This is a genomic window from Corynebacterium sp. DNF00584, assembly GCF_001552965.1.
Taxonomy (GTDB): domain Bacteria; phylum Actinomycetota; class Actinomycetes; order Mycobacteriales; family Mycobacteriaceae; genus Corynebacterium; species Corynebacterium phoceense.
Genome location: NZ_KQ959769.1, coordinates 1 through 17,673, shown reverse-complemented (window position 1 = coordinate 17,673; position 17,673 = coordinate 1). Strand labels below are relative to the sequence as shown.

General features: G+C 62.9%; 18 protein-coding genes. 6 read left to right on the top strand and 12 right to left on the bottom strand.

Features of this window, described 5'->3' with window-relative positions; all coding sequences use genetic code 11:
* Nucleotides 1–53: 53 nt before the first annotated feature.
* Genes HMPREF0307_RS11160 through HMPREF0307_RS11150 form a run of 3 tightly spaced genes read left to right on the top strand, consistent with a single transcriptional unit; the run spans nucleotide 54 to nucleotide 3,090 of the window.
* Complete coding sequence (locus HMPREF0307_RS11160; RefSeq protein ID WP_066493007.1) at nucleotides 54–776, top strand: ABC transporter ATP-binding protein; 723 nt, start codon at nucleotides 54–56, stop codon at nucleotides 774–776.
* The gene (locus HMPREF0307_RS11155; RefSeq protein ID WP_066493005.1) at nucleotides 773–2,176 is read left to right on the top strand and encodes an FtsX-like permease family protein; all 1,404 of its coding nucleotides are present in this window, start codon (nucleotides 773–775) and stop codon (nucleotides 2,174–2,176) included. The genes HMPREF0307_RS11160 and HMPREF0307_RS11155 overlap by 4 nt, the downstream gene beginning before the upstream one ends.
* Nucleotides 2,173–3,090: a S41 family peptidase gene (locus HMPREF0307_RS11150; RefSeq protein ID WP_066493004.1), complete on the top strand. Its 918-nt coding sequence runs from the start codon at nucleotides 2,173–2,175 to the stop codon at nucleotides 3,088–3,090. The genes HMPREF0307_RS11155 and HMPREF0307_RS11150 overlap by 4 nt, the downstream gene beginning before the upstream one ends.
* 62 nt (nucleotides 3,091–3,152) lie before the next feature.
* Here HMPREF0307_RS11150 and dxs read toward each other — a convergent pair whose 3' ends face one another.
* From dxs to dut, 5 genes are all read right to left on the bottom strand, one after another.
* Nucleotides 3,153–5,063 carry a 1-deoxy-D-xylulose-5-phosphate synthase gene (gene dxs, locus HMPREF0307_RS11145; RefSeq protein WP_066493003.1) on the bottom strand — a complete coding sequence of 637 codons (1,911 nt, stop codon included), beginning with the start codon at nucleotides 5,061–5,063 and terminating at the stop codon, nucleotides 3,153–3,155.
* Between the two features lie 70 nt (nucleotides 5,064–5,133).
* Nucleotides 5,134–6,504, bottom strand: coding sequence for a class I SAM-dependent RNA methyltransferase (locus HMPREF0307_RS11140; protein ID WP_066493002.1), 1,371 nt, complete (start codon nucleotides 6,502–6,504; stop codon nucleotides 5,134–5,136).
* Between the two features lie 3 nt (nucleotides 6,505–6,507).
* Nucleotides 6,508–7,119 carry a DUF3159 domain-containing protein gene (locus tag HMPREF0307_RS11135; RefSeq protein WP_082723337.1) on the bottom strand — a complete coding sequence of 204 codons (612 nt, stop codon included), beginning with the start codon at nucleotides 7,117–7,119 and terminating at the stop codon, nucleotides 6,508–6,510.
* Between the two features lie 77 nt (nucleotides 7,120–7,196).
* The gene (locus HMPREF0307_RS11130) at nucleotides 7,197–7,997 is read right to left on the bottom strand and encodes a DUF3710 domain-containing protein (RefSeq protein WP_066492999.1); all 801 of its coding nucleotides are present in this window, start codon (nucleotides 7,995–7,997) and stop codon (nucleotides 7,197–7,199) included.
* A gap of 21 nt (nucleotides 7,998–8,018) precedes the next feature.
* Nucleotides 8,019–8,483, bottom strand: a complete 465-nt coding sequence (dut, locus tag HMPREF0307_RS11125) for a dUTP diphosphatase (protein WP_181734599.1) — start codon at nucleotides 8,481–8,483, stop codon at nucleotides 8,019–8,021.
* Nucleotides 8,484–8,528: 45 nt separating this feature from the next.
* Between dut and HMPREF0307_RS11120 the strand changes: the two genes are divergently transcribed.
* Nucleotides 8,529–9,098 (top strand): DUF3093 domain-containing protein, encoded by a 570-nt coding sequence (locus tag HMPREF0307_RS11120; RefSeq protein ID WP_082723332.1) that lies wholly within the window; start codon nucleotides 8,529–8,531, stop codon nucleotides 9,096–9,098.
* Nucleotides 9,099–9,262: 164 nt separating this feature from the next.
* Here the strand turns inward: HMPREF0307_RS11120 and HMPREF0307_RS11115 are convergent, their stop codons facing one another.
* Both HMPREF0307_RS11115 and HMPREF0307_RS11110 read right to left on the bottom strand, forming a co-directional pair.
* On the bottom strand, nucleotides 9,263–9,553 hold the full coding sequence (locus tag HMPREF0307_RS11115) for a DUF4193 domain-containing protein (RefSeq protein ID WP_066492996.1): 291 nt from the start codon (nucleotides 9,551–9,553) through the stop codon (nucleotides 9,263–9,265).
* A gap of 127 nt (nucleotides 9,554–9,680) precedes the next feature.
* Nucleotides 9,681–10,556 carry an inositol monophosphatase family protein gene (locus HMPREF0307_RS11110; RefSeq protein WP_066493276.1) on the bottom strand — a complete coding sequence of 292 codons (876 nt, stop codon included), beginning with the start codon at nucleotides 10,554–10,556 and terminating at the stop codon, nucleotides 9,681–9,683.
* Nucleotides 10,557–10,778: 222 nt separating this feature from the next.
* On the opposite strand from HMPREF0307_RS11110, the gene ppgK reads away from it, so the two are divergent.
* Both ppgK and HMPREF0307_RS11100 read left to right on the top strand, forming a co-directional pair.
* Complete coding sequence (ppgK, locus tag HMPREF0307_RS11105; RefSeq protein WP_141681533.1) at nucleotides 10,779–11,549, top strand: polyphosphate--glucose phosphotransferase; 771 nt, start codon at nucleotides 10,779–10,781, stop codon at nucleotides 11,547–11,549.
* Between the two features lie 142 nt (nucleotides 11,550–11,691).
* Nucleotides 11,692–13,125 (top strand): RNA polymerase sigma factor, encoded by a 1,434-nt coding sequence (locus HMPREF0307_RS11100; protein ID WP_066492992.1) that lies wholly within the window; start codon nucleotides 11,692–11,694, stop codon nucleotides 13,123–13,125.
* Between the two features lie 140 nt (nucleotides 13,126–13,265).
* On the opposite strand, the gene HMPREF0307_RS11095 is transcribed toward HMPREF0307_RS11100, so the two are convergent.
* The 5 genes from HMPREF0307_RS11095 to HMPREF0307_RS11075 form a co-directional block, all read right to left on the bottom strand.
* Complete coding sequence (locus tag HMPREF0307_RS11095) at nucleotides 13,266–14,009, bottom strand: ABC transporter permease (protein ID WP_066492991.1); 744 nt, start codon at nucleotides 14,007–14,009, stop codon at nucleotides 13,266–13,268.
* A gap of 4 nt (nucleotides 14,010–14,013) precedes the next feature.
* Nucleotides 14,014–14,760, bottom strand: a complete 747-nt coding sequence (locus HMPREF0307_RS11090; protein WP_066492987.1) for an ABC transporter permease — start codon at nucleotides 14,758–14,760, stop codon at nucleotides 14,014–14,016.
* Nucleotides 14,757–15,671 carry an ABC transporter ATP-binding protein gene (locus HMPREF0307_RS11085; RefSeq protein WP_066492985.1) on the bottom strand — a complete coding sequence of 305 codons (915 nt, stop codon included), beginning with the start codon at nucleotides 15,669–15,671 and terminating at the stop codon, nucleotides 14,757–14,759. Before HMPREF0307_RS11085 ends, HMPREF0307_RS11090 begins: the two co-directional genes overlap by 4 nt.
* A 73-nt stretch (nucleotides 15,672–15,744) precedes the next feature.
* The gene (locus HMPREF0307_RS11080) at nucleotides 15,745–16,422 is read right to left on the bottom strand and encodes a response regulator (protein ID WP_066492983.1); all 678 of its coding nucleotides are present in this window, start codon (nucleotides 16,420–16,422) and stop codon (nucleotides 15,745–15,747) included.
* Entirely contained in the window at nucleotides 16,419–17,552 is a 1,134-nt protein-coding gene (locus HMPREF0307_RS11075) for a sensor histidine kinase (RefSeq protein ID WP_231725172.1), read from the bottom strand. The genes HMPREF0307_RS11080 and HMPREF0307_RS11075 overlap by 4 nt, the downstream gene beginning before the upstream one ends.
* Nucleotides 17,553–17,673: the final 121 nt, after the last annotated feature.

Sequence of the window (17,673 nt, the reverse complement as noted above, 5' to 3'; positions counted from 1 at the left end):
CTCTAGCGGTGGCACCATTCAATCTGTGCGCCTTAACCTGTGAAATTAGAACCATGACACATTCACTTTCACTTCATGACATCACGAAGGACTACGGCCAAGGCCCAGTCCTCTCCGGCATTTCCCTCGACATCCAGCCCGGCGAAACCGTCGCCGTCATGGGCCCCTCGGGTTCCGGCAAGTCCACGCTGCTGCATTGCATGTCGGGCGTGCTCACGCCCACGGACGGCGCCGTCTTCTTCGGCGAGACCAACATTGCCCAGCTTTCCGATGCCGCCCGTTCCCGCCTTCGTCTCCAGCACTTCGGCTTCGTCTTCCAGGACGGCCAGCTCCTTCCGGAGCTCACCAACGTCGATAACGTGGCGCTGCCGGCCATGCTCACGGGGTCCTCGCGCGGCGCGGCCCGCAAGCGCGCGCAGGCGCTGCTCGATCAGCTGGGTCTGGGCGGTCTGGCTATGCGCCGTCCGGGCGACGTCTCGGGCGGCCAGGCCCAGCGCGTCGCCATCGCTCGCGCGCTTGCCGCTGAACCGTCCATCGTCTTCGCGGACGAGCCGACGGGCGCTCTTGACCAGTCCACCGGCCATGAGGTCATGCAGATGCTCACCACCATCGTCCGCCAGTCGGGCGCGAGCCTCGTCATGGTTACGCACGACCCCAAGGTCGCGGATTGGATGGAACGCCGCGTAGAGATCCGCGACGGCCTCGTCCACGACGACCGTCTCGTGGGCGGCGTGCGTACCGGAGCGCCCGCTGCAGCACAGGGAGGCGCACGATGAGCACGGCAACCCTCACTTTCCAACTGCATCGCGCCTCACTGCATGCCCGCACGGGCACGGGCACGCTATCGCTCCTGTCCATCCTGTCCATCGCCGTGGGTTCGACCGCTGCGTTTCTCGTCGCGGGTGGCACATGGATGTTCTGGGTACGCGCCCACCACTCTGAGCTCATCACTGAATCGATGCGCGCGACCTACGGCAACGAGCCGGGCTTCCTCTACTCGTGGTTCACGTTGGCGATGTTCGCGTGCGCGTTTATCGTTCCCGCCCTGTTTAGTCTCACCGCCCAGGCCGCCGTCCTCGGCGCCTCCGGCCGCGAGCGCCGCCTCGCCACGCTGCGACTGCTCGGACTGTCCTCCCGCGACGTCACGCGCATGACGGTCATCGAGACCGGAATCCAGGCCATCATCGGCATAGCACTCGGCCTCGCCAGTAGCGTGTTGCTTGCCCCCGTCTTCACCAACCTTGAGTTCCAGGACCGTCCCGTCGAGCTCCGCGAAATCCTCTTGCCATGGTGGGGCTACCTCGCAGTCGCCGCGACGCTGTTCTTCCTCGCGCTCGGCGCTGCGTTCGTGGGCATGCAACGCGTCCGCGTGAGCCCCCTCGGCGTGGCACGCCGCTCGACTCCGCCAGCGCTGAAGTACTGGCGTCTTATCGCATTCGTCCTTCTCGTCGCCGTCGTCGCCGTCATCGTGCGCAACTTCGACTTCGATGCCGCCATCGCAGCCATCGCCGGAATGATCGGTTTGCTCTTGCTTGTCGTGCTGAGCATCAATTTCGTGGCCCCCTACCTGCTGCAGGTGGCTGGCCACATCGTTTCCCTCTTTCCGGGCACCGCGCATTTTGTCGCATGGCAGCGCGTGGCCACGAACGGCAAGCGTGCCTGGCGCCGGGTGGCCTCTCTCGCCTTCTTCGGCTTCCTCGCGGGCTACCTCGTCTGCTCGCCGCTGAAGCAGGATAACCTCACGCTCGCCATGAGCGAGGAGGGCGATATTCTCACCCTCTTCAAGGACGTCTCCACAGGTGCCTTGCTCACGCTGCTATTCGGTTTCATCCTCACCGGGTTGTCCATATTCCTGGGCCAGGCAAGCGCCGCCTTTGAAGGCGCTCAACTCTCGCGCTCGCTTCAGCTCATGGGAGTTCCGCGCCGATTCCACACCGCCGTGAACTTCATCGAGATCATGGGCCCGGCTGTAGGCGTAAGCCTCCTTGGCTTTGCCCTCGGTGCCCCATTCGCGTTTGTCATGTTCTCCTCCGTGGGCAGCGACGTCGACACTGCCGGCCGCCTGCTCATGGCGCTGAGCTTCCTCGGCGCCGGGTGGGCCATCACCCTCATCGCGGCACTCGCTGCCGAGCCCCTGCGCTCCCGCGTACTGGCCTCTGGGGGGCGCCACGAATGAAACTCGCACTCAAAATCACCGGTGCCGTTCTCGCGGTGCTCATCGTTGCAGCCCTCGCGCTCGTCTACGTCTTCGGCCCGTCGGTCGGCGCCGCGTACCTAGGCAAGCCCGTCTTCCTCTTCGGCGCCTCCGAGTCCCGCATCAACAAGGCAATGCTCGACACCGCCGCCATGCAAGGCCTCTACGCCGACTCGTCCGAGTTCAAGCAAGCCTACGACGCTGCGAAAGAGGATTCGTCCCGAATCGAGGATGCCATCACAGCTGCCGGCGGCAAGCACTCCACCATCTTCACCCGCGGAGAAGAGGAATCCGTGCCGCGCACCGACCCGAAGGTGGAACTGCGCGACAACGTTGTCTGGGCCACCGTGCCCGGCATCGGGCGCTTCGACGACGGCCAAGCCTACGCCGACACGCTCGCCCACGGGCTTTCCGATGCCCCCGCCTGCGCCGCCGTTGTCGACCTGCGCGGAAACGGCGGCGGCGACATGGGACCCATGCTCGCAGGACTCAGTCCCCTGCTCCCTGACGGTCCGGCGCTCTACTTCCAGTCCCGCTCGCGGAAGACTCCCGTCACCGTCGATGGTAACTACGTCGCGGGCGGCGGCACGCCCACCACGACCTCCGGTGGCAAGCTGGACCTGCCAGTGGCGGTGCTCACTGATGGTGAGACGGCATCGTCAGGCGAGGCAACGCTGCTGGCCTTCCGCGGCCTAGACAACGTGCAGACCTTCGGCGAGCCCACCGCGGGCTACGCCTCAGCGAACGTGGTCATCGACTACCCCGACGGCCGCTCGCTCATGCTCACCGTCGCCAAGGACGTCGCCCGCACCGGCGAGGAATTCGCTGAAGACCCCATCGCCCCGGACGCGCCGCTGAGCGAGCTCGATGGCTGGCTCCACGACGTGTGCCGCTGACTTTTACGCCGACGAAGGCCCCAGATCACCACAGATCTGGGGCCTTCGTCGGATAAAAATTCCTACTCGGAGTCAGGGTCCTCGGTCAGATCTGAAACCCAACCCACGATCGACTCCGCGATGCCAGCCGGGTCGAGGCCAACCTCCTGAAGCAGCTCGCCGCGCGAAGCGTGCTTCGGGTACATATTCGGGAACGCGAGGCGACGGTGCGGGGTGTCGACCTCGGCGGCGCTCAAAGCCTCGGAGACCAGGGAACCAATGCCCCCGCGCATCACTCCATCCTCGATCGTCACCACGAGGTCGTGGTCGCCGGCTAGCCCGATGACGGACTGTGGGACCGGCACAACCCAGCGCGGGTCGACGATGGTGACGTTGACGCCCTCGGCTTCGAGGAGTGCGGCGGCATCGAGAGATCGCTGCGACATCGCGCCGATGGACACGATCAGCACGTCGGGCGACGCCTCGTCCTTGTTGTCGCTGTAGTGGAGGATGTCCACACCGTCGGCCAAGGTGTCCACGGCCTCCTGGTCCTCGAGCAGGTTGCCCTTAGGGAAACGCACGACCGTGGGGCCGTCGTCGACCTCGATGGCCTGTTGAAAGAGCTCGCGCAGGCGCGAACCATCGCGTGGGGCCGCCACGCGAATACCCGGGACGATGGACGAAATAGCCATGTCCCACACGCCGTTGTGCGAGGCACCGTCCGAGCCCGTCACACCCGCGCGGTCGAGCACGAGCGTGACAGGCATGCCCAAAAGACCCACGTCCATGACGAGCTGGTCGAAGGCACGGTTGAGGAACGTCGAGTAGAGCGCCACGACCGGGTGCAGGCCCGCCAAAGCGAGACCAGCAGCGGAGGCCACGGCATGCTGTTCCGCGATGCCCACGTCGAAGAAACGCTCCGGGTATTTATCCGCGAAAGGCTGCAGGCCCGTGGGCCCAGCCATGGCGGCGGTGATCGCCACGATGTCATCGCGGCGCGCACCGGCGGCGAGAAGCTCCTCCGAGAATGCCGCGGTCCAGCCCGGCTGCGATTCCTTGAGTGCTACGCCCGAGACCGGGTCGATGGCACCCGTGGAATGCATTTGGTCGTTCGGCTCGTTGACGGCCGGCGCGAAACCGTGGCCCTTCTCCGTCACGCAGTGGACGATGATGGGGCCCTCGTAATCGCGGGCATAGGAGAACGCGTGGTTGAGCGCATCGATATCGTGGCCGTTGATGGGGCCGATATACTTCATGCCCAGCTCAGGGAACATCTCCTCCGGCATGACGGTGGACTTGATGCCCTCCTTCATCGCATGCAGGGCATCGAAGGCGCGCTCGCCTACCCAACCGAGCTGCTTGAGACGCTTCTTGCCGTGCTCCATGAGCTCGTCATAGCCGTGCTGCGCACGGATATAGGACAAGTTCTCGGACAGGCCACCAATCGTCGGCGAGTAGGAACGACCGTTGTCGTTGACCACCACGACGGCGTTGCGCGACTTTGTCGTCGCCAGGTTATTGAGCGCCTCCCAGCACATGCCGCCCGTCAAAGCGCCGTCGCCGACCACGGCCACGGCGTTGCGGTGCCCCTCGCCCTTGAGCGCAAATGCCTTAGACAGGCCGTCCACGATGGAAATCGCCGCCGAGGCGTGCGAGGATTCCGTCCAGTCGTGCTCGGACTCGCCGCGGTCGGTGTAGCCGGACAGGCCGCCCTTCTGACGCAGCGTATCGAATTGGTCTGCGCGACCCGTGAGCATCTTGTGCACGTAGGACTGGTGCGAGGTGTCGAAGACGATCGCATCATTGGGCGAGTCGAAGGTGCGGTGCAGCGCGATGGTGAGCTCCACGACGCCCAGATTTGGGCCCAGGTGACCGCCGGTGGCGGAGACCTTCTCAATGAGCAGCGCACGCACCTCGTCCGCGAGCTGACCCAGCTGCTGCGGGGTGAAGTTCTTCAAATCGCGGGGCGATTTCACCAGATCCAACAGTGCCATGGAGTGCTTTCTACCTCTTCTTGGAAAACAATGGGTTCTCTTCACGTTACCCGTTCGGGCACGCGGGAGACTAATACAACTCGGCGGGTTCCAGGAATGCCAGCGCCTCCATATGGTGAGTACCCGGGAAAGCATTGATGACGGCGAGGCGGCGCACGGCGTAGCCCTGCTCGCGCCACGTCGCCAAGTCCCGCGCGAAGGTCGCAGGGTCGCAGCCCACGTGCACCACAGCGCCCGGGCGTGCCGATGCTGCCTTTTCCACAACCTCGGCACCCGCGCCCGTCCGTGGCGGGTCAAGCACGATGGCATCGGGCTTGGGCAGCTGGTCGATGGCCTTTTCTACCAGGTCGTTGTGGAGCTCCACGTCGTAGTCTGCGAGCGCGTCCTGGCGTGCCTTCGCCGCAGCCGGCGAGTAGTCGACGGAGACGACGGTGACCTCGAGGCCCGAGGGGGCTTCCGAGTCCGCGTCGATATCGGCGTCGAACTCCTCGTCGAACACGGAGGTCGCGCCGGCGGGCAGGCCGGGCGCGGTCGTGGCTAGGGTCTCGGCGAGCGCGGGGACGAAGACGCCCACGCCGCCGTAGAGGTCCCACGCCACGCGCTTGGAATCCGGGTACGGCAGATCCGCATACGCGCCGTCGACATCCGCGACAGACAGCCAGTTGCGCACGAGCTTCGCGTACGTATCCGGGGCCGCGGTATGCGCCTGCCAGAAGGCGGTGGCTGGGAAGCGGAAGTCGTGGCCATCGGCGGTCTCGCGGACGGTGCCGGAGCCCTCGAGGACGCGCTCCACGCGTTCGACGCGCTGGCCGCGCGGCGGCTTGGAGGTCTCCACGACGTGGCGCACGCCATCGGCGTCGAGCACGGCGATGACCTCGGAGCCCGGCGTAAAGCGCTGGGCGCCCGGCCCCACGAGTCCGTCAACGAGGCCCGGGGCCAGCTGCGTGCAGGCCACGTCCGTGACGAGGTCGTGGCTGCCACGCTTACGCAGGCCCGCGCGGCCCTGGGCGTCCACGCCCAAGCGGACGCGGGTGCGCCAGCCACGGCGCGGGTGCACGTCGATGAGCTGCGGGTCCGGAAGGTCCGTGAGCTTGCCCAGGCGGCGAAGCTGGTCGAGCATGACGTCAGCCTTGAGGCCAAGCTCGGCCTCCGGGTCGAGCGTTGCGAAGTCGCAGCAGCCAGCGCCGGCCGCGGCAGCCGGGCACGAAGACTCGACGCGCAGCGGGCCGGCCTCGACGACGTCGACGAGCCGGGCGCGGCCAAAGCGCTTCTTCAGCTGCGTGAGCTCGGCGTCAACGGTGTCGCCCGGGTACGCGCCCGCGACGAAGATGGTGCGCCCGTCCGCGGCGTGGGCAATACCCTCGCCGCCGTGGGCCATGCGCTCCACGGTGAGCCGAATGGTGTCGCCTTTGGCGAGCTCGGGTGTTTCTGCGGAAGCCATGAATTATGCCTCTTTCTCGGCAGGTTCTGGAGTCTCGACGAGGCCTGCAGCCTCGACGGCAGCGTTGGCACGGCGGACCATCCAGATGGTGAGCAGGGTGACCAGGCCGGTAAGCGGCCAGCCCATGAGAATGCGGGTGACGCCCAGCGTCGTGGTGTCACCGTGGTTGTACATGCCGTTTTGGACGAGGAAGCGCGCGAGGAACACGGCGGCCCAGCCGGCGGTGGCGTAGGAGTACGCCCACATGGCCTTGGGCACCTGGCGCCAGACCATGGATTCGCCGTTGATGCCCTTCCACACCACACCCACGACGGGCCAGCGGAAGATGATAGAAGCGATGGACAGCACCGCGAGCACGAGCGAGACCCAGATGCCGTACAGGAAGTAGCCCTTCGCGTCGCCGGTAAACCACGCGATGGCCGCGCACAGCGCCACGCCCAGCAGGCCCGAGATCGCCGGCTGCAACGTCTCCTTGCGGATGATGCGCCACACCGTGATGACGAGCGCCACGCCGAGCGCGGCGAGCAACGCCGGGCCCAAGCCCCACTGATTATTGACCGGGATCAGCACGACGACGGGCAGCGTCGCCGAGACGAGACCCGTGAGCCCGCCCATCTGCTCGAGCAGCGTGGGCTCGCCCTCGGGAGCGTCGTCGGGCTCGTCGACAGGACGCTCAGTAGAATGATCTGCCACTAATTGTCTTCTTTCAGTTCACGCAGCTGTGCGGCCGCCTGTGCCTCGGCATCGGTGGGCTGCTTATTCGCCTCGGCCTTCTGGGCCTCTTCGCGCTGCTTCATGGCCTTCTGCATCTCCTCGACGAGCGGGGCCGGCATGACCACCGGCAGCGAGTTGCCGGCGAGCACTGGGTCGTCGCCACGGTAGACGAACGTGCGCGCGGCGACCTCGCGGCCGAGCACGGCGAGCTCATCTTCCATGCCCGCCGGCGCGGCGAGCGTAAGACGCAGCATCCAGCGCGGGCCTTCAATGCCCACGATGCGAATGACGCCGCTATCGCTATGGCCCAGTACCTCGCTGCCCCACGGGCCCTCCTCGACGGAGGTTGTGAGCCCATCTTTCTCGATGCCGCGCAGCAAGTCCTGCGCGGCCTCGGCCCACTGGCCCGACGAGCGCGGTGCGGCGAATGCGACCGGCGTAATCCGGCCCACGCGCGTCACGATATGGAGCATCTTCGGGCCTTCCGGGCCCATCTCCACCTGCACCTGCGAATCCTTGGGCAGCGGAATGCGCATGGAGCCCAAGTCGAGGATGCCCACCGAAAAATCCTTGAAGTCAAAAGACTCGATGTCGACCTGGTCGCCGTCGTAGGGACCATTCGCACCATTGACCGGATCGTGCGGGATGGTGACAATCTGCACGCCCGGCTGCGAGGCGGCCGAAGACTCGGCGCCAGCAGCCGCAAGGGTCGCAGAGGTGTCTGGGGTCTCGGCCGAGGGGGCATCGCCAGGCTCGGATTTCTTGCTAAAAGGCCACATAGTTTTCTCCTCAGAGTCGGGCTAGTTCACGCCGGTGGAGCCGTAGCCGCCGGCCCCGCGTTCGGTTGCATCGAGATCCTCGACCTCCACGAAGCCAGGCAACTCGACGCGCTGGACAACGAGCTGGGCAATGCGCATACCGCGCTCGACCGTAAAGGCCTCGCGCGGGTCGTGGTTGATGAGGCAGACCTTGAGCTCGCCGCGGTAATCAGCGTCCACTGTACCCGGCGTATTGACGATGGACAGGCCGTGCTTGGCGGCCAGGCCCGAGCGCGGGTGGATAAGGCCTACCGTGCCCAGCGGCAGAGCGATGGCAATGCCGGTGCCGATAAGGGCGCGCTCCTCCGGCTCGAGCGTCACGGTCTCGGCGGCATAAAGGTCAGCGCCGGCGTCGCCGCGGTGCGCGCGCTGCGGCAGCGGCAGCTCGGGGTCAAGGCGCTTGACGCGGATATCGGCGATGGGCTCCTGCGAAGTAGTAAAAGTCACGGGCCCCAGCCTACCGCCCCGCGTGCCCCGCGACCCCACCGGGAGATGGAACTTAAGTTGGACTGTCGTAGACTGTCCCTTGTGTCTGATTCCGTGTCTGATTCGCAAAACTCGCCCACTCCTGCCCCCACTGTCCTCTACCAGGAGCGGTTCTGGGTGCCGTGGTACTTCTGGCTGTACGGCGCCATCGTCATTTTCGTGGCCACCGCCACCTTCAGCTTGAACCGCGCGCCGATGTGGCTCTACATCATTGGCGCCGTCCTCACCGCGCTGGGCGTGTGGGTGCTCATCGCGTGGTCCGGCACCGTCCTGCGCGTTGAGAAGGACCCAGACGGCTCGCGCTGGCTCACCGTCAAGGGTGCGCAATTGCCTTCCGATGTCGTCTCGCGCTCTCTCGCCATCCCCTCCACCGCCCGCCGCAACGCGCTCGGCCCGCAGCTTGACCCCGCGGCCTTCCTCGTCACGAAGGGCTGGATGAAGGAGCACGTCATGCTCGTCCTCGATGATCCCGAGGACGACACGCCCTATTGGCTCATCGCCACGAAGCATCCGCGTGAGGTCCTCGAGGCCTTCGTGCCCGCCCAAGCCGAGCAGGCGGCGTCCACGCTGGACTAACCGGGTTGCTGTCGAAGACCTTCTCCCGGTGCACGATCGCAGCAGAATTCTCGGCAGGAACAACGTATTCGCCTGCGCCGCATCACAACAGCACAAAGCCCGGCTCTCCCACCGCGCCGCCCCAAAGGCAGCGGCAGGAGGCCGGGCTTGCGCAGTTGTACGCTTTAAGCGCAGTCCATGCAGATAGGGTCGTCGCCTTCGTAATGGGACAGACGCTTATTGGACTGCACGAGGAAGCACGAGGCACACGTGAACTCGTTTTCCTGGCGCGGGATGACCTCGACATTGAGCTCCTCACCGGTGAGGTCATCCATCGGCGGCGCGAAGGGCTCCACAATCTCGCCGTCGTCGTCCATGCCATTGTTTTCGGCCTCAGCGGCCTTGAGACCCTCCAGGGAGTCGGTCTCTTCCTCGTCCTCCGCGCGGCGGCGCGGTGCGTCGTAATCGGTAGCCATGATGGTCAATCCTTACAGGGTTAGGTGGGGACTTTTTCTAGCTTTATCGGGGTGCATACTAAACGACGATTGGCCGCTTGTCATTCTCCGCTTGCCACGGGGTTAATCCCCGTTTACCCCCACCGCTCTACGCTGGGATTTTGTCGGTTCCCTTAGCCTCACTTAAGGTCGCCCACGCCGCCGGCGCGACGCTCGGCTGGGCGGCAAAAAAGATGGCACCATCCTTGCCGTCGGCCTCCATGCCCGGATGCACGACCGCGCACCCGGCTTCACGAGCGATAATCGTGCCCGCAGCGCAGTCCCACGCCTTGATGCCGTGCTCGTAGTAGACGTCCACGGACCCGTCCGCCACGCGGCAGATATCGAGCGCCGCTGCGCCAATGCGGCGAATATCACGCACCTGCGGCAGCAGTCGCACGAGGACTTCCGCTTGCGCGCGTCGCCGCGATGCCTCGTAGCCAAAGCCCGTCGCCACCAGGCTTAAGGCCGGGTCGGTCTCCGTACGCGGATGCACAGGCTGCGGCGACGAACCGCCGCGCACAACCGTCGCGCCATGCCCCAGCGCCGCCGCGTACGTCACGTCCTGTGCGACGTTGACCACGCAGCCTGCCACCGGCTCGCCGTCGACGACCGCGCCGATGGAGACGGCATAATCCGGCACGCCATACAGGAAGTTCACTGTGCCATCGATCGGGTCGACCACCCACGTCACCCCGCTCGAAGACTCACGTGCGGCGCCCTCCTCACCCAGCAGGCCGTCAAAGGGTCGCGCCGCCAGGAGCTCGCCCGTAATAAAGCTTTCCGATGCCTCGTCGACCTCCGTCACCGGATCCACCGCCGAAGACTTCGTGTGATGGGCATGCAGCCCCGCCCCCTGCGGTCCGGCCAGCTCCGCGCGGCGCGTACGGATGAGCGCCGCCGCCTGGCCCGCCACGCGGACCGCGAGGTCGCGCAGCTCGACGGCGTCGACGTCCTCCGGAACCTCAGGCGCCGCCGCGGACATCGTCTCCAGAGACGGAACCTCGCCGCACAGTTCCGGGTCGTTGTACGAGGACCCCACCAGCGCCGCGAAGGAGGAGCCAGGACCGGTTGGATTCTTAGGACTAGTCATGGTCTCCATCATGCCCACCCCACCACGCGCCCGCATCCCCACGACCTCGAACTAGCAACACGGTTGCGCACAAACGCCCCACATCACGCGCAGCAACACCGTATGCTGGCACTTATGACTGAGAATTCCCTGCCCGCCAACGCGGGCTTTGGCATCGACGTGGGTGGCTCCGGCATCAAGGGAGCCATCGTGGACCTCGACACCGGCGAGTTCGTGGGCGAGCGCCATAAAATCGCTACCCCGCAGCCAGCCACCCCGGAGGCCGTCGCCGAGACCATCACCGCCATCATTGAGCACTTTCGTTGGGACGGCCCCGTGGGCATTACCCTCCCGTCCGTCATGAAGCACCAGGTTGCGCGCTCTGCCGCCAACGTCGACCAGCAGTGGATCGGCACCGACACCCAAGAACTCTTCGGCCGCCATCTGCCCGGCCGCGAGGTTACCGTTCTCAATGACGCAGACGCCGCGGGCCTGGCCGAGGTCGAATTTGGCGCCGCGGAAGCGCGCGAGGGTGCGGCTATCTTCCTCACGCTAGGAACGGGCATCGGCAGCGCATTCCTACTGGAAGGAAAGCTGTTCCCCAACACGGAGTTGGGCCACATGATCGTGGGCAAGAAGGAAGCCGAGAAGCAGGCGTCCTCCGCGGTCAAAGACAAGAAGGAGCTCAGCTACAAAGACTGGGCGAAGCGCGTCAACACGGTGCTCGAAGAGTACGAGAAGCTCTTTAACCCGGACGTCTTCCTCATCGGCGGCGGCATTTCCCGCAAGTTCGACAAATGGAGCGGCTACCTCACGCTCGAGACCCCCGTCATGCCTGCGAACCTGCGCAATCGCGCGGGAATCGTTGGCGCGGCGCTGGCCGCACAGCGCGGGGTGAAGCCCTAAAATCAACGGATAGTAATGGCCCAGTTGCGCGGCAAAAGATCCTTTTACGTTATACTGGGCCGCTGTTCATAGCAATGGCTATTTGAGGAGCGCCACACGGCGCCCCACCGGTCCATTGAAGGCACAAGGCGAAAGGGCTTACGTGGCAGCCACTGACTCTTCAGACAAGGCACTCGGCGACAACGCAGAGGTCGACGCTTCCGGCACGCGCACGGCCAAGAAGACGACGAAGAAGACCGCCAAGAAGACTGCTAAAAAGACGGCCAAGAAAACCGCCAAAAAGACTGCGAAGAAGACGGCTAAAAAGACCGCTAAGAAGGCAGTAAAGAAGACGGCGAAGAAAACTGCGAAGAAGTCGGCAAAGAAGACCGTCAAGAAGTCGACGCGTTCCAAGGCTACGTCCCCGGAGGAAACCAGCACGGCAACCGACGAGGAGGAGCTCGAGGATCAGGAGCACCTCGACGACGAGGATGACGACGTCGACTTCGACCCGAATCACGAGGACCTTGAGGACGAGGACCTCGGCGAGGACGATGACGTCGTAGACGACGAGGATGAGGACGAGGACGAAGAAACCACGTCCGTCTGGGACGAGGAAGAATCCGCACAGCTGCGTCAGGCCCGCAAGGACGCCGCACTCACCGCCTCGGCGGACTCCGTACGCGCCTACCTCAAGCAGATCGGCAAGGTCGCCCTGCTGAACGCCGAGCAGGAGGTCTCCCTGGCCGAGCGCATCGAAGCCGGCCTCTACGCCCAGCACAAGCTGGACCAGGCCACGGCTGCCGATGTCCCCAAGGAGGCCCAGCTCAAGCCGTCTGAGAAGCGCGATCTGCGCGCCATCGCCCGCGACGGCCGCAAGGCAAAGAACCACCTCCTCGAGGCCAACCTGCGACTCGTCGTTTCGCTTGCGAAACGCTACACGGGCCGCGGCATGGCCTTCCTCGACCTCATCCAGGAAGGCAACCTCGGCCTCATCCGCGCGGTTGAGAAGTTCGACTACACCAAGGGCTACAAGTTCTCCACCTACGCCACGTGGTGGATCCGCCAGGCCATCACGCGCGCCATGGCGGACCAGGCCCGCACGATTCGTATCCCGGTCCACATGGTTGAGGTCATCAACAAGCTGGGCCGCATCCAGCGCGAGCTCCTCCAGGATCTGGGCCGCGAACCCACCCCGGTCGAGCTGGCCAAGGAAATGGACATCACCGAGGAAAAGGTGCTGGAGATCCAGCAGTACGCTCGTGAGCCCATCTCCCTGGACCAGAACATTGGTGATGAAGGCGACAGCCAGCTCGGCGACTTCATCGAGGACTCCGAGGCCGTCGTCGCCGTCGACGCCGTCAGCTTCACCCTCCTGCAGGATCAGCTCCAGGATGTGCTCACCACCCTGTCCGAACGCGAGGCCGGCGTCGTGCGCCTGCGCTTCGGTCTCACTGACGGCATGCCACGCACTTTAGACGAAATCGGCCAGGTCTACGGCGTCACGCGCGAGCGCATCCGCCAGATTGAGTCCAAGACCATGTCGAAGCTGCGCCACCCGTCGCGCTCCCAGGTCCTACGCGACTACCTCGACTAAAAGGCCAAGCTAGTCGAGGCAAGCGACAAGACGCGCATGCTTGCCGACGCCGCCCTCGCCTCCCCCGTTAGCACTAAATTGCGGAGGGACGCGAGGGCATTTTGCATCTGTGGCACAAAGAAGAGTCCCAAGGATGAGCCCTAAGCCTCAACGTCATGGGTTCGCAGCCAGGCAACAGATGCAATCCAAGCTCCGATGACGAAGCAGATAGAAGCAGCCATCCGGAACACAATACCGCGCACATCAGGGGTGTCATCTGCGCCGAAGGCGGTACTGCCGAGCGAAATCGTCGACGTAACCATAGCCGGTGGCAGCAGCATCGGGATGAGCCGAATACCGCTGTAGAGAATTCCGACTGAGGCAATCGCGCCCACAAGTGAAATCGCCACGGGCGTGGCAAAGCTGCGAATGATCATCGAGAAGAAGGATTGCCAGGCCCCGACTGCGAACGCCGGGATGATTGCTAGGAACAGCGCACTCACGTTGAGAGGCGAAATCTCTCCCTGTATTCCTAAGCCGCGTCCAATACCTAATGCCAGCGCAATGAACACCGCCTGCATTAGCGCGATGAGGACCATGATGGAGAAAAACTTGGCCGCGACTACTTCTCCCGCCGAGCGCGGTGAGGTCAAAATAGTGTTCCAATTGTGGTTGCGGTGTTCCAGGCGCCAGGCCGCTGCAGCGATGATGGCCACTCCCACGGTCATAAAGATTAGGCCGTAGAACAGCGTTGCTTGGGAAAGATAGCTTGCCCATCCGGCATTAAGCACCGCCAAGTTGGCGTGATAATTCGCGGCCCCAATGCCGACTGCTATAGACGGCACGAGGAAGATGACAGCCCATACGTAGGAGCGTCGAAATTTCAGCAGGTCGATAACAAACATGAACTTATTCCTCCTGGGAGTCAAGCGTGCGGCAAAGCACGGTGAAGATGACGGTGACAACGGCGATGAACAGTGCCCATGGAATCCACAGTGGTTCGACGCTCACTAGGCCTTCGGGGCGGAAGGCAAACGGGGCCAAGACTGCGTAGTAGCCGAAGGGATTAATGAGCGTGACCGCGGTTGGGGAAAGCATTCCTGCCACACCAAGGAAGCCGCCTACTACCCCAGTGCTGAGCACCACGAGCTGGGATTCCACGCGTGCTGCCTGCCACAAGAAAATCGCCATCAGTGCGCACGAGGTTCCATATAGACCAGCTGCTGTAAGAACCCATGTGCCGGGTGAATCAATCGACGGAGCACCGAAGAGGAAGGGAGTGGTCAAGACCGCGAGCAATTCAACTACCTTTACTGCGGCTAGAACAAGGGTTAAAGCTGCGAATTTCGCGCGGAGCAGACCACCGCGGCGATATCCGGCGATGGAATTAAGCCGCCAGCCGCCGTGGAGATGCTCTACATCGGCTGCGCGACTGGCTAACAATGCCACCTGCACCGGAGTGAGGAAGGCCGTCACCATGATGTAGCCAAGGAGATATCCGCCCCATTGACTATGTGGATCTTGCTGAAATTGTTCGGCGGTGTTCTCACTCATCAGATTCATACTGGAAAAGGCAACGATGGCGAGCGTGATAGCAAGGGCAAGCGGCAGCATCCGGGTATGCCGCATCTTGGCATATTCAGTCTGCAGGATCATTGCAAGCCACCTCGTCCCGTAATCGAAATGAAGATCTCTTCGAGACTGCGGTGCGTTCTTAGCACCTGGTAGATGGGCACGCCATGGTTGACGAGCTGCGCGCAAGCCCCCGCGACGTCGCGCTCGCTTAAGTTCGGGACCCGAATACCACCTTCTACAAAACGCACTGAGATACCCGCGAGTGCTTGCGCCGCTTCCTTGGGGTTCGGGGTTTCGATAAAGACTTCAGGCGGCTGGGAATGGAAAAGCTCCTGCTTTGTACCTTGGAAGAGCAACTGCCCGCGATTGATAATGGTCAGCTCACTAGCCATCTTTTCGATTTCCGAGAGAAGGTGGCTCGAAACCAATACCGTTCGCCCCTCATCGGCAGCGAGGCTGACGATGAGATTGCGAATCTCTTCGATACCGGCAGGGTCAAGGCCGTTCGTTGGTTCATCAAGGATCAGAAGCTGCGGGTTACGAATCATAGCCATTGCGATGCCGAGGCGCTGCTTCATGCCCAAGGAATAGTTCGCAACTTTCTTGTCCAGCTGCTTTTCCAGCCGCACGAGGTGCACTGCGCGATCCACGTCGTCTGCTCCAGCGCGTAGAAGTCGCGCAGCGATGCGCAGATTCTCTCGCCCGGTGAGATGCAAATAGGCCGACGGCTGCTCGATGAGAGAGCCAGTGCGGGCCAAGGCCCGGCTGCGCGTCTTAGGCCCGAAAGGCTCGCCGAACAAACTGATGCTTCCCTCAGTCGGCTTTGCCAGACCCAAAAGCATTTTCATGGTCGTGGACTTGCCCGAACCATTCGGCCCCAATAATCCGTGGACGACACCGTGGCCGATTGCCATATCAAGGCCGTCGACGGCCTTGAATCCCTTATATTCCTTGGTCAAACCCTGAGTTTCGACAACATATTCTGTGCTCATAACTCAATTGTTTCCCGGCACGCCTACGCCGCACATCGCCGCGAGGCACGATTTTGCGAGTCATACCGGGGTATTAGGAGCTAAGCAGGTCTGCACGGGAGACAACTCCGGTGCGATAGGCGAAAAGGGCTGCGTGTACACGGTCCCTGGAACTCGTCTTGGCGAGCACTCGTCCAACATGCGTCTTGACGGTCGGCATAGAGATGAACATCCGCTCACATATCTCTGTGTTTGACCATCCCATCCCGATTGCTTCAAGGATTTCTTGTTCACGGGCAGTCAGCGATTCAAGTACCCGACGGTCTGCGCCGCTAATACTCAGCGTGTCCGTCGAATCATCCCTCATACTGTGGACAAGGCGCTTAGTGGCGCGGGGTGAAATTACCGCGTCTCCGCGATAGACAGTGCTCAACGCTCTTAGTAGCTCCTCTGGCTCTGCGTCCTTGAGCACGAAGCCACTCGCTCCTGCTCGCAGCCCGGACACTACATAGTCTTCGTCATCGAAGGTTGTCAGAATGATGACCTTCGTCTCCGGAAGAGTGGATGCGATCTCAGCAGTGGCGCTAATTCCATCGCGGACAGGCATCTGTACATCCATGAGCACCACATCGGCAGGCGTGGCCGCGCATTGGGTCAGCGCATCTTCGCCATCGTTTGCTTGCCAGATAACATCCATGTCTGGCTGCGAACTAATGATCTGAGCAATCCCGTGCAGGAAGAGAACCTGGTCATCTACCAATCCGACTTTCATTGCTCATTTCCTCCTACGGTGGGTAACTTTGCTTCTACTATCCATGTGCCAGCGTCACTGCGCTGGTTGAAGGTGCCTCCAACCAATTCCGCTCGTTCCTTCATGCCAGCAATGCCATGTCCCTCGTTTCGTACATCACCCATATATCCATTGCGCACCTCAAGGCGGACGATACCTTCAAGCCATTCGACTAGTACGTCTGCTTGCCCGCCACCATGTTTGTTTGCATTGGTCAAAGCCTCTTGGACAATTCGGTACAGGCTTAGTGACGTCGCGGCGGAAAGCTCTTCAGGTGGCGTTCCTGTGCAGCGATATCCCACAGCAATGCCAGCGCTTCTAACGCTGTTAATGAGTTCTGAAAGATCACCGAATCCCGCCATAGGCTGAGTGCCGCGCTTTTCCCCTGTGCGCAGTAAGCCCACGACTCCCCGCATCTCTCTCAAAGAGGTCCTTCCCACGCGGGAAATAGACTTCAAAGCTTCTTCTTGCGCTTCCGTGTCTTTGGTGTAGAGCCCCCCATCGGCCTGAGCAACTATGACCGATAACGAATGTGTGACGACGTCATGGATCTCACGTGCGATGAACGCCCGTTGTTCCGTCGAGCGTTTCTCGAATTCCAGGCGTTGTTTCTCTAAAGCACGCGAAATCTCCCGTGTGCGTTCTTCCTCTGCTCTCCTACGCAGTTCACCCACAAGCATGCATACCGCAAGGACCAGTAGGCTCCAGCCCACGACGAAAAGGCGCCGCGCAATATCCTGTGTTGCTTCCTGTACCGTTTGGCTCACCCAAAATATGCCGACAAAGTCCGCAGCAAGCATCCCTATAGTCACTATTCGACGTAGCGGCTCTTCCAGCCTGCGGCGAATAATGTAGGCGACCTGCCCCGCAAGGATTATGATGCCCACGGTGAGTTCCACCTGGAACAGGCTGGCGAAGAGCACCACTGATGCAACGAAGACCACCAGACGCGGCCACCGCCTGCTAATAATTGGCACTAGCACGACCAAGGCAATAATCAGGTAGTCAAAGAGCGGCCGGGACATCAGATCCCTACCGATGAGAGACACCGCTCCGCACAAAAGCGACACCGCAAGGTCACGAATCATTCGCCTATCAGAAAAGACTTCCACGCCTCTACGCTATCCGGTTCGACGAGTTAAGTAGTCATGCCTGAGTACGATTTCGTCGGCCCTTTTTATCCAAGGCCGGGCCTAAATAGTGAAGCGTCCTGGGTTTAGTTCCTACCTCAGC

What these genes read in the sequence shown, in the direction of transcription:
- HMPREF0307_RS11130 (WP_066492999.1), bottom strand. Translation starts at nt 7,997, where the DNA reads ATGTGGCCTTTTAGCAAGAAATCCGAGCCTGGCGATGCCCCCTCGGCC.
- HMPREF0307_RS11160 (WP_066493007.1), top strand. Translation starts at nt 54, where the DNA reads ATGACACATTCACTTTCACTTCATGACATCACGAAGGACTACGGCCAA.
- HMPREF0307_RS11095 (WP_066492991.1), bottom strand. Translation starts at nt 14,009, where the DNA reads ATGTTTGTTATCGACCTGCTGAAATTTCGACGCTCCTACGTATGGGCT.
- HMPREF0307_RS11150 (WP_066493004.1), top strand. Translation starts at nt 2,173, where the DNA reads ATGAAACTCGCACTCAAAATCACCGGTGCCGTTCTCGCGGTGCTCATC.
- HMPREF0307_RS11140 (WP_066493002.1), bottom strand. Translation starts at nt 6,504, where the DNA reads ATGGCTTCCGCAGAAACACCCGAGCTCGCCAAAGGCGACACCATTCGG.
- dxs (WP_066493003.1), bottom strand. Translation starts at nt 5,063, where the DNA reads ATGGCACTGTTGGATCTGGTGAAATCGCCCCGCGATTTGAAGAACTTC.
- HMPREF0307_RS11090 (WP_066492987.1), bottom strand. Translation starts at nt 14,760, where the DNA reads ATGATCCTGCAGACTGAATATGCCAAGATGCGGCATACCCGGATGCTG.
- HMPREF0307_RS11080 (WP_066492983.1), bottom strand. Translation starts at nt 16,422, where the DNA reads ATGAAAGTCGGATTGGTAGATGACCAGGTTCTCTTCCTGCACGGGATT.
- HMPREF0307_RS11120 (WP_082723332.1), top strand. Translation starts at nt 8,529, where the DNA reads ATGGAACTTAAGTTGGACTGTCGTAGACTGTCCCTTGTGTCTGATTCC.
- HMPREF0307_RS11115 (WP_066492996.1), bottom strand. Translation starts at nt 9,553, where the DNA reads ATGGCTACCGATTACGACGCACCGCGCCGCCGCGCGGAGGACGAGGAA.
- HMPREF0307_RS11110 (WP_066493276.1), bottom strand. Translation starts at nt 10,556, where the DNA reads ATGTCCGCGGCGGCGCCTGAGGTTCCGGAGGACGTCGACGCCGTCGAG.
- HMPREF0307_RS11135 (WP_082723337.1), bottom strand. Translation starts at nt 7,119, where the DNA reads ATGGGCGGGCTCACGGGTCTCGTCTCGGCGACGCTGCCCGTCGTCGTG.
- HMPREF0307_RS11085 (WP_066492985.1), bottom strand. Translation starts at nt 15,671, where the DNA reads ATGAGCACAGAATATGTTGTCGAAACTCAGGGTTTGACCAAGGAATAT.
- HMPREF0307_RS11155 (WP_066493005.1), top strand. Translation starts at nt 773, where the DNA reads ATGAGCACGGCAACCCTCACTTTCCAACTGCATCGCGCCTCACTGCAT.
- ppgK (WP_141681533.1), top strand. Translation starts at nt 10,779, where the DNA reads ATGACTGAGAATTCCCTGCCCGCCAACGCGGGCTTTGGCATCGACGTG.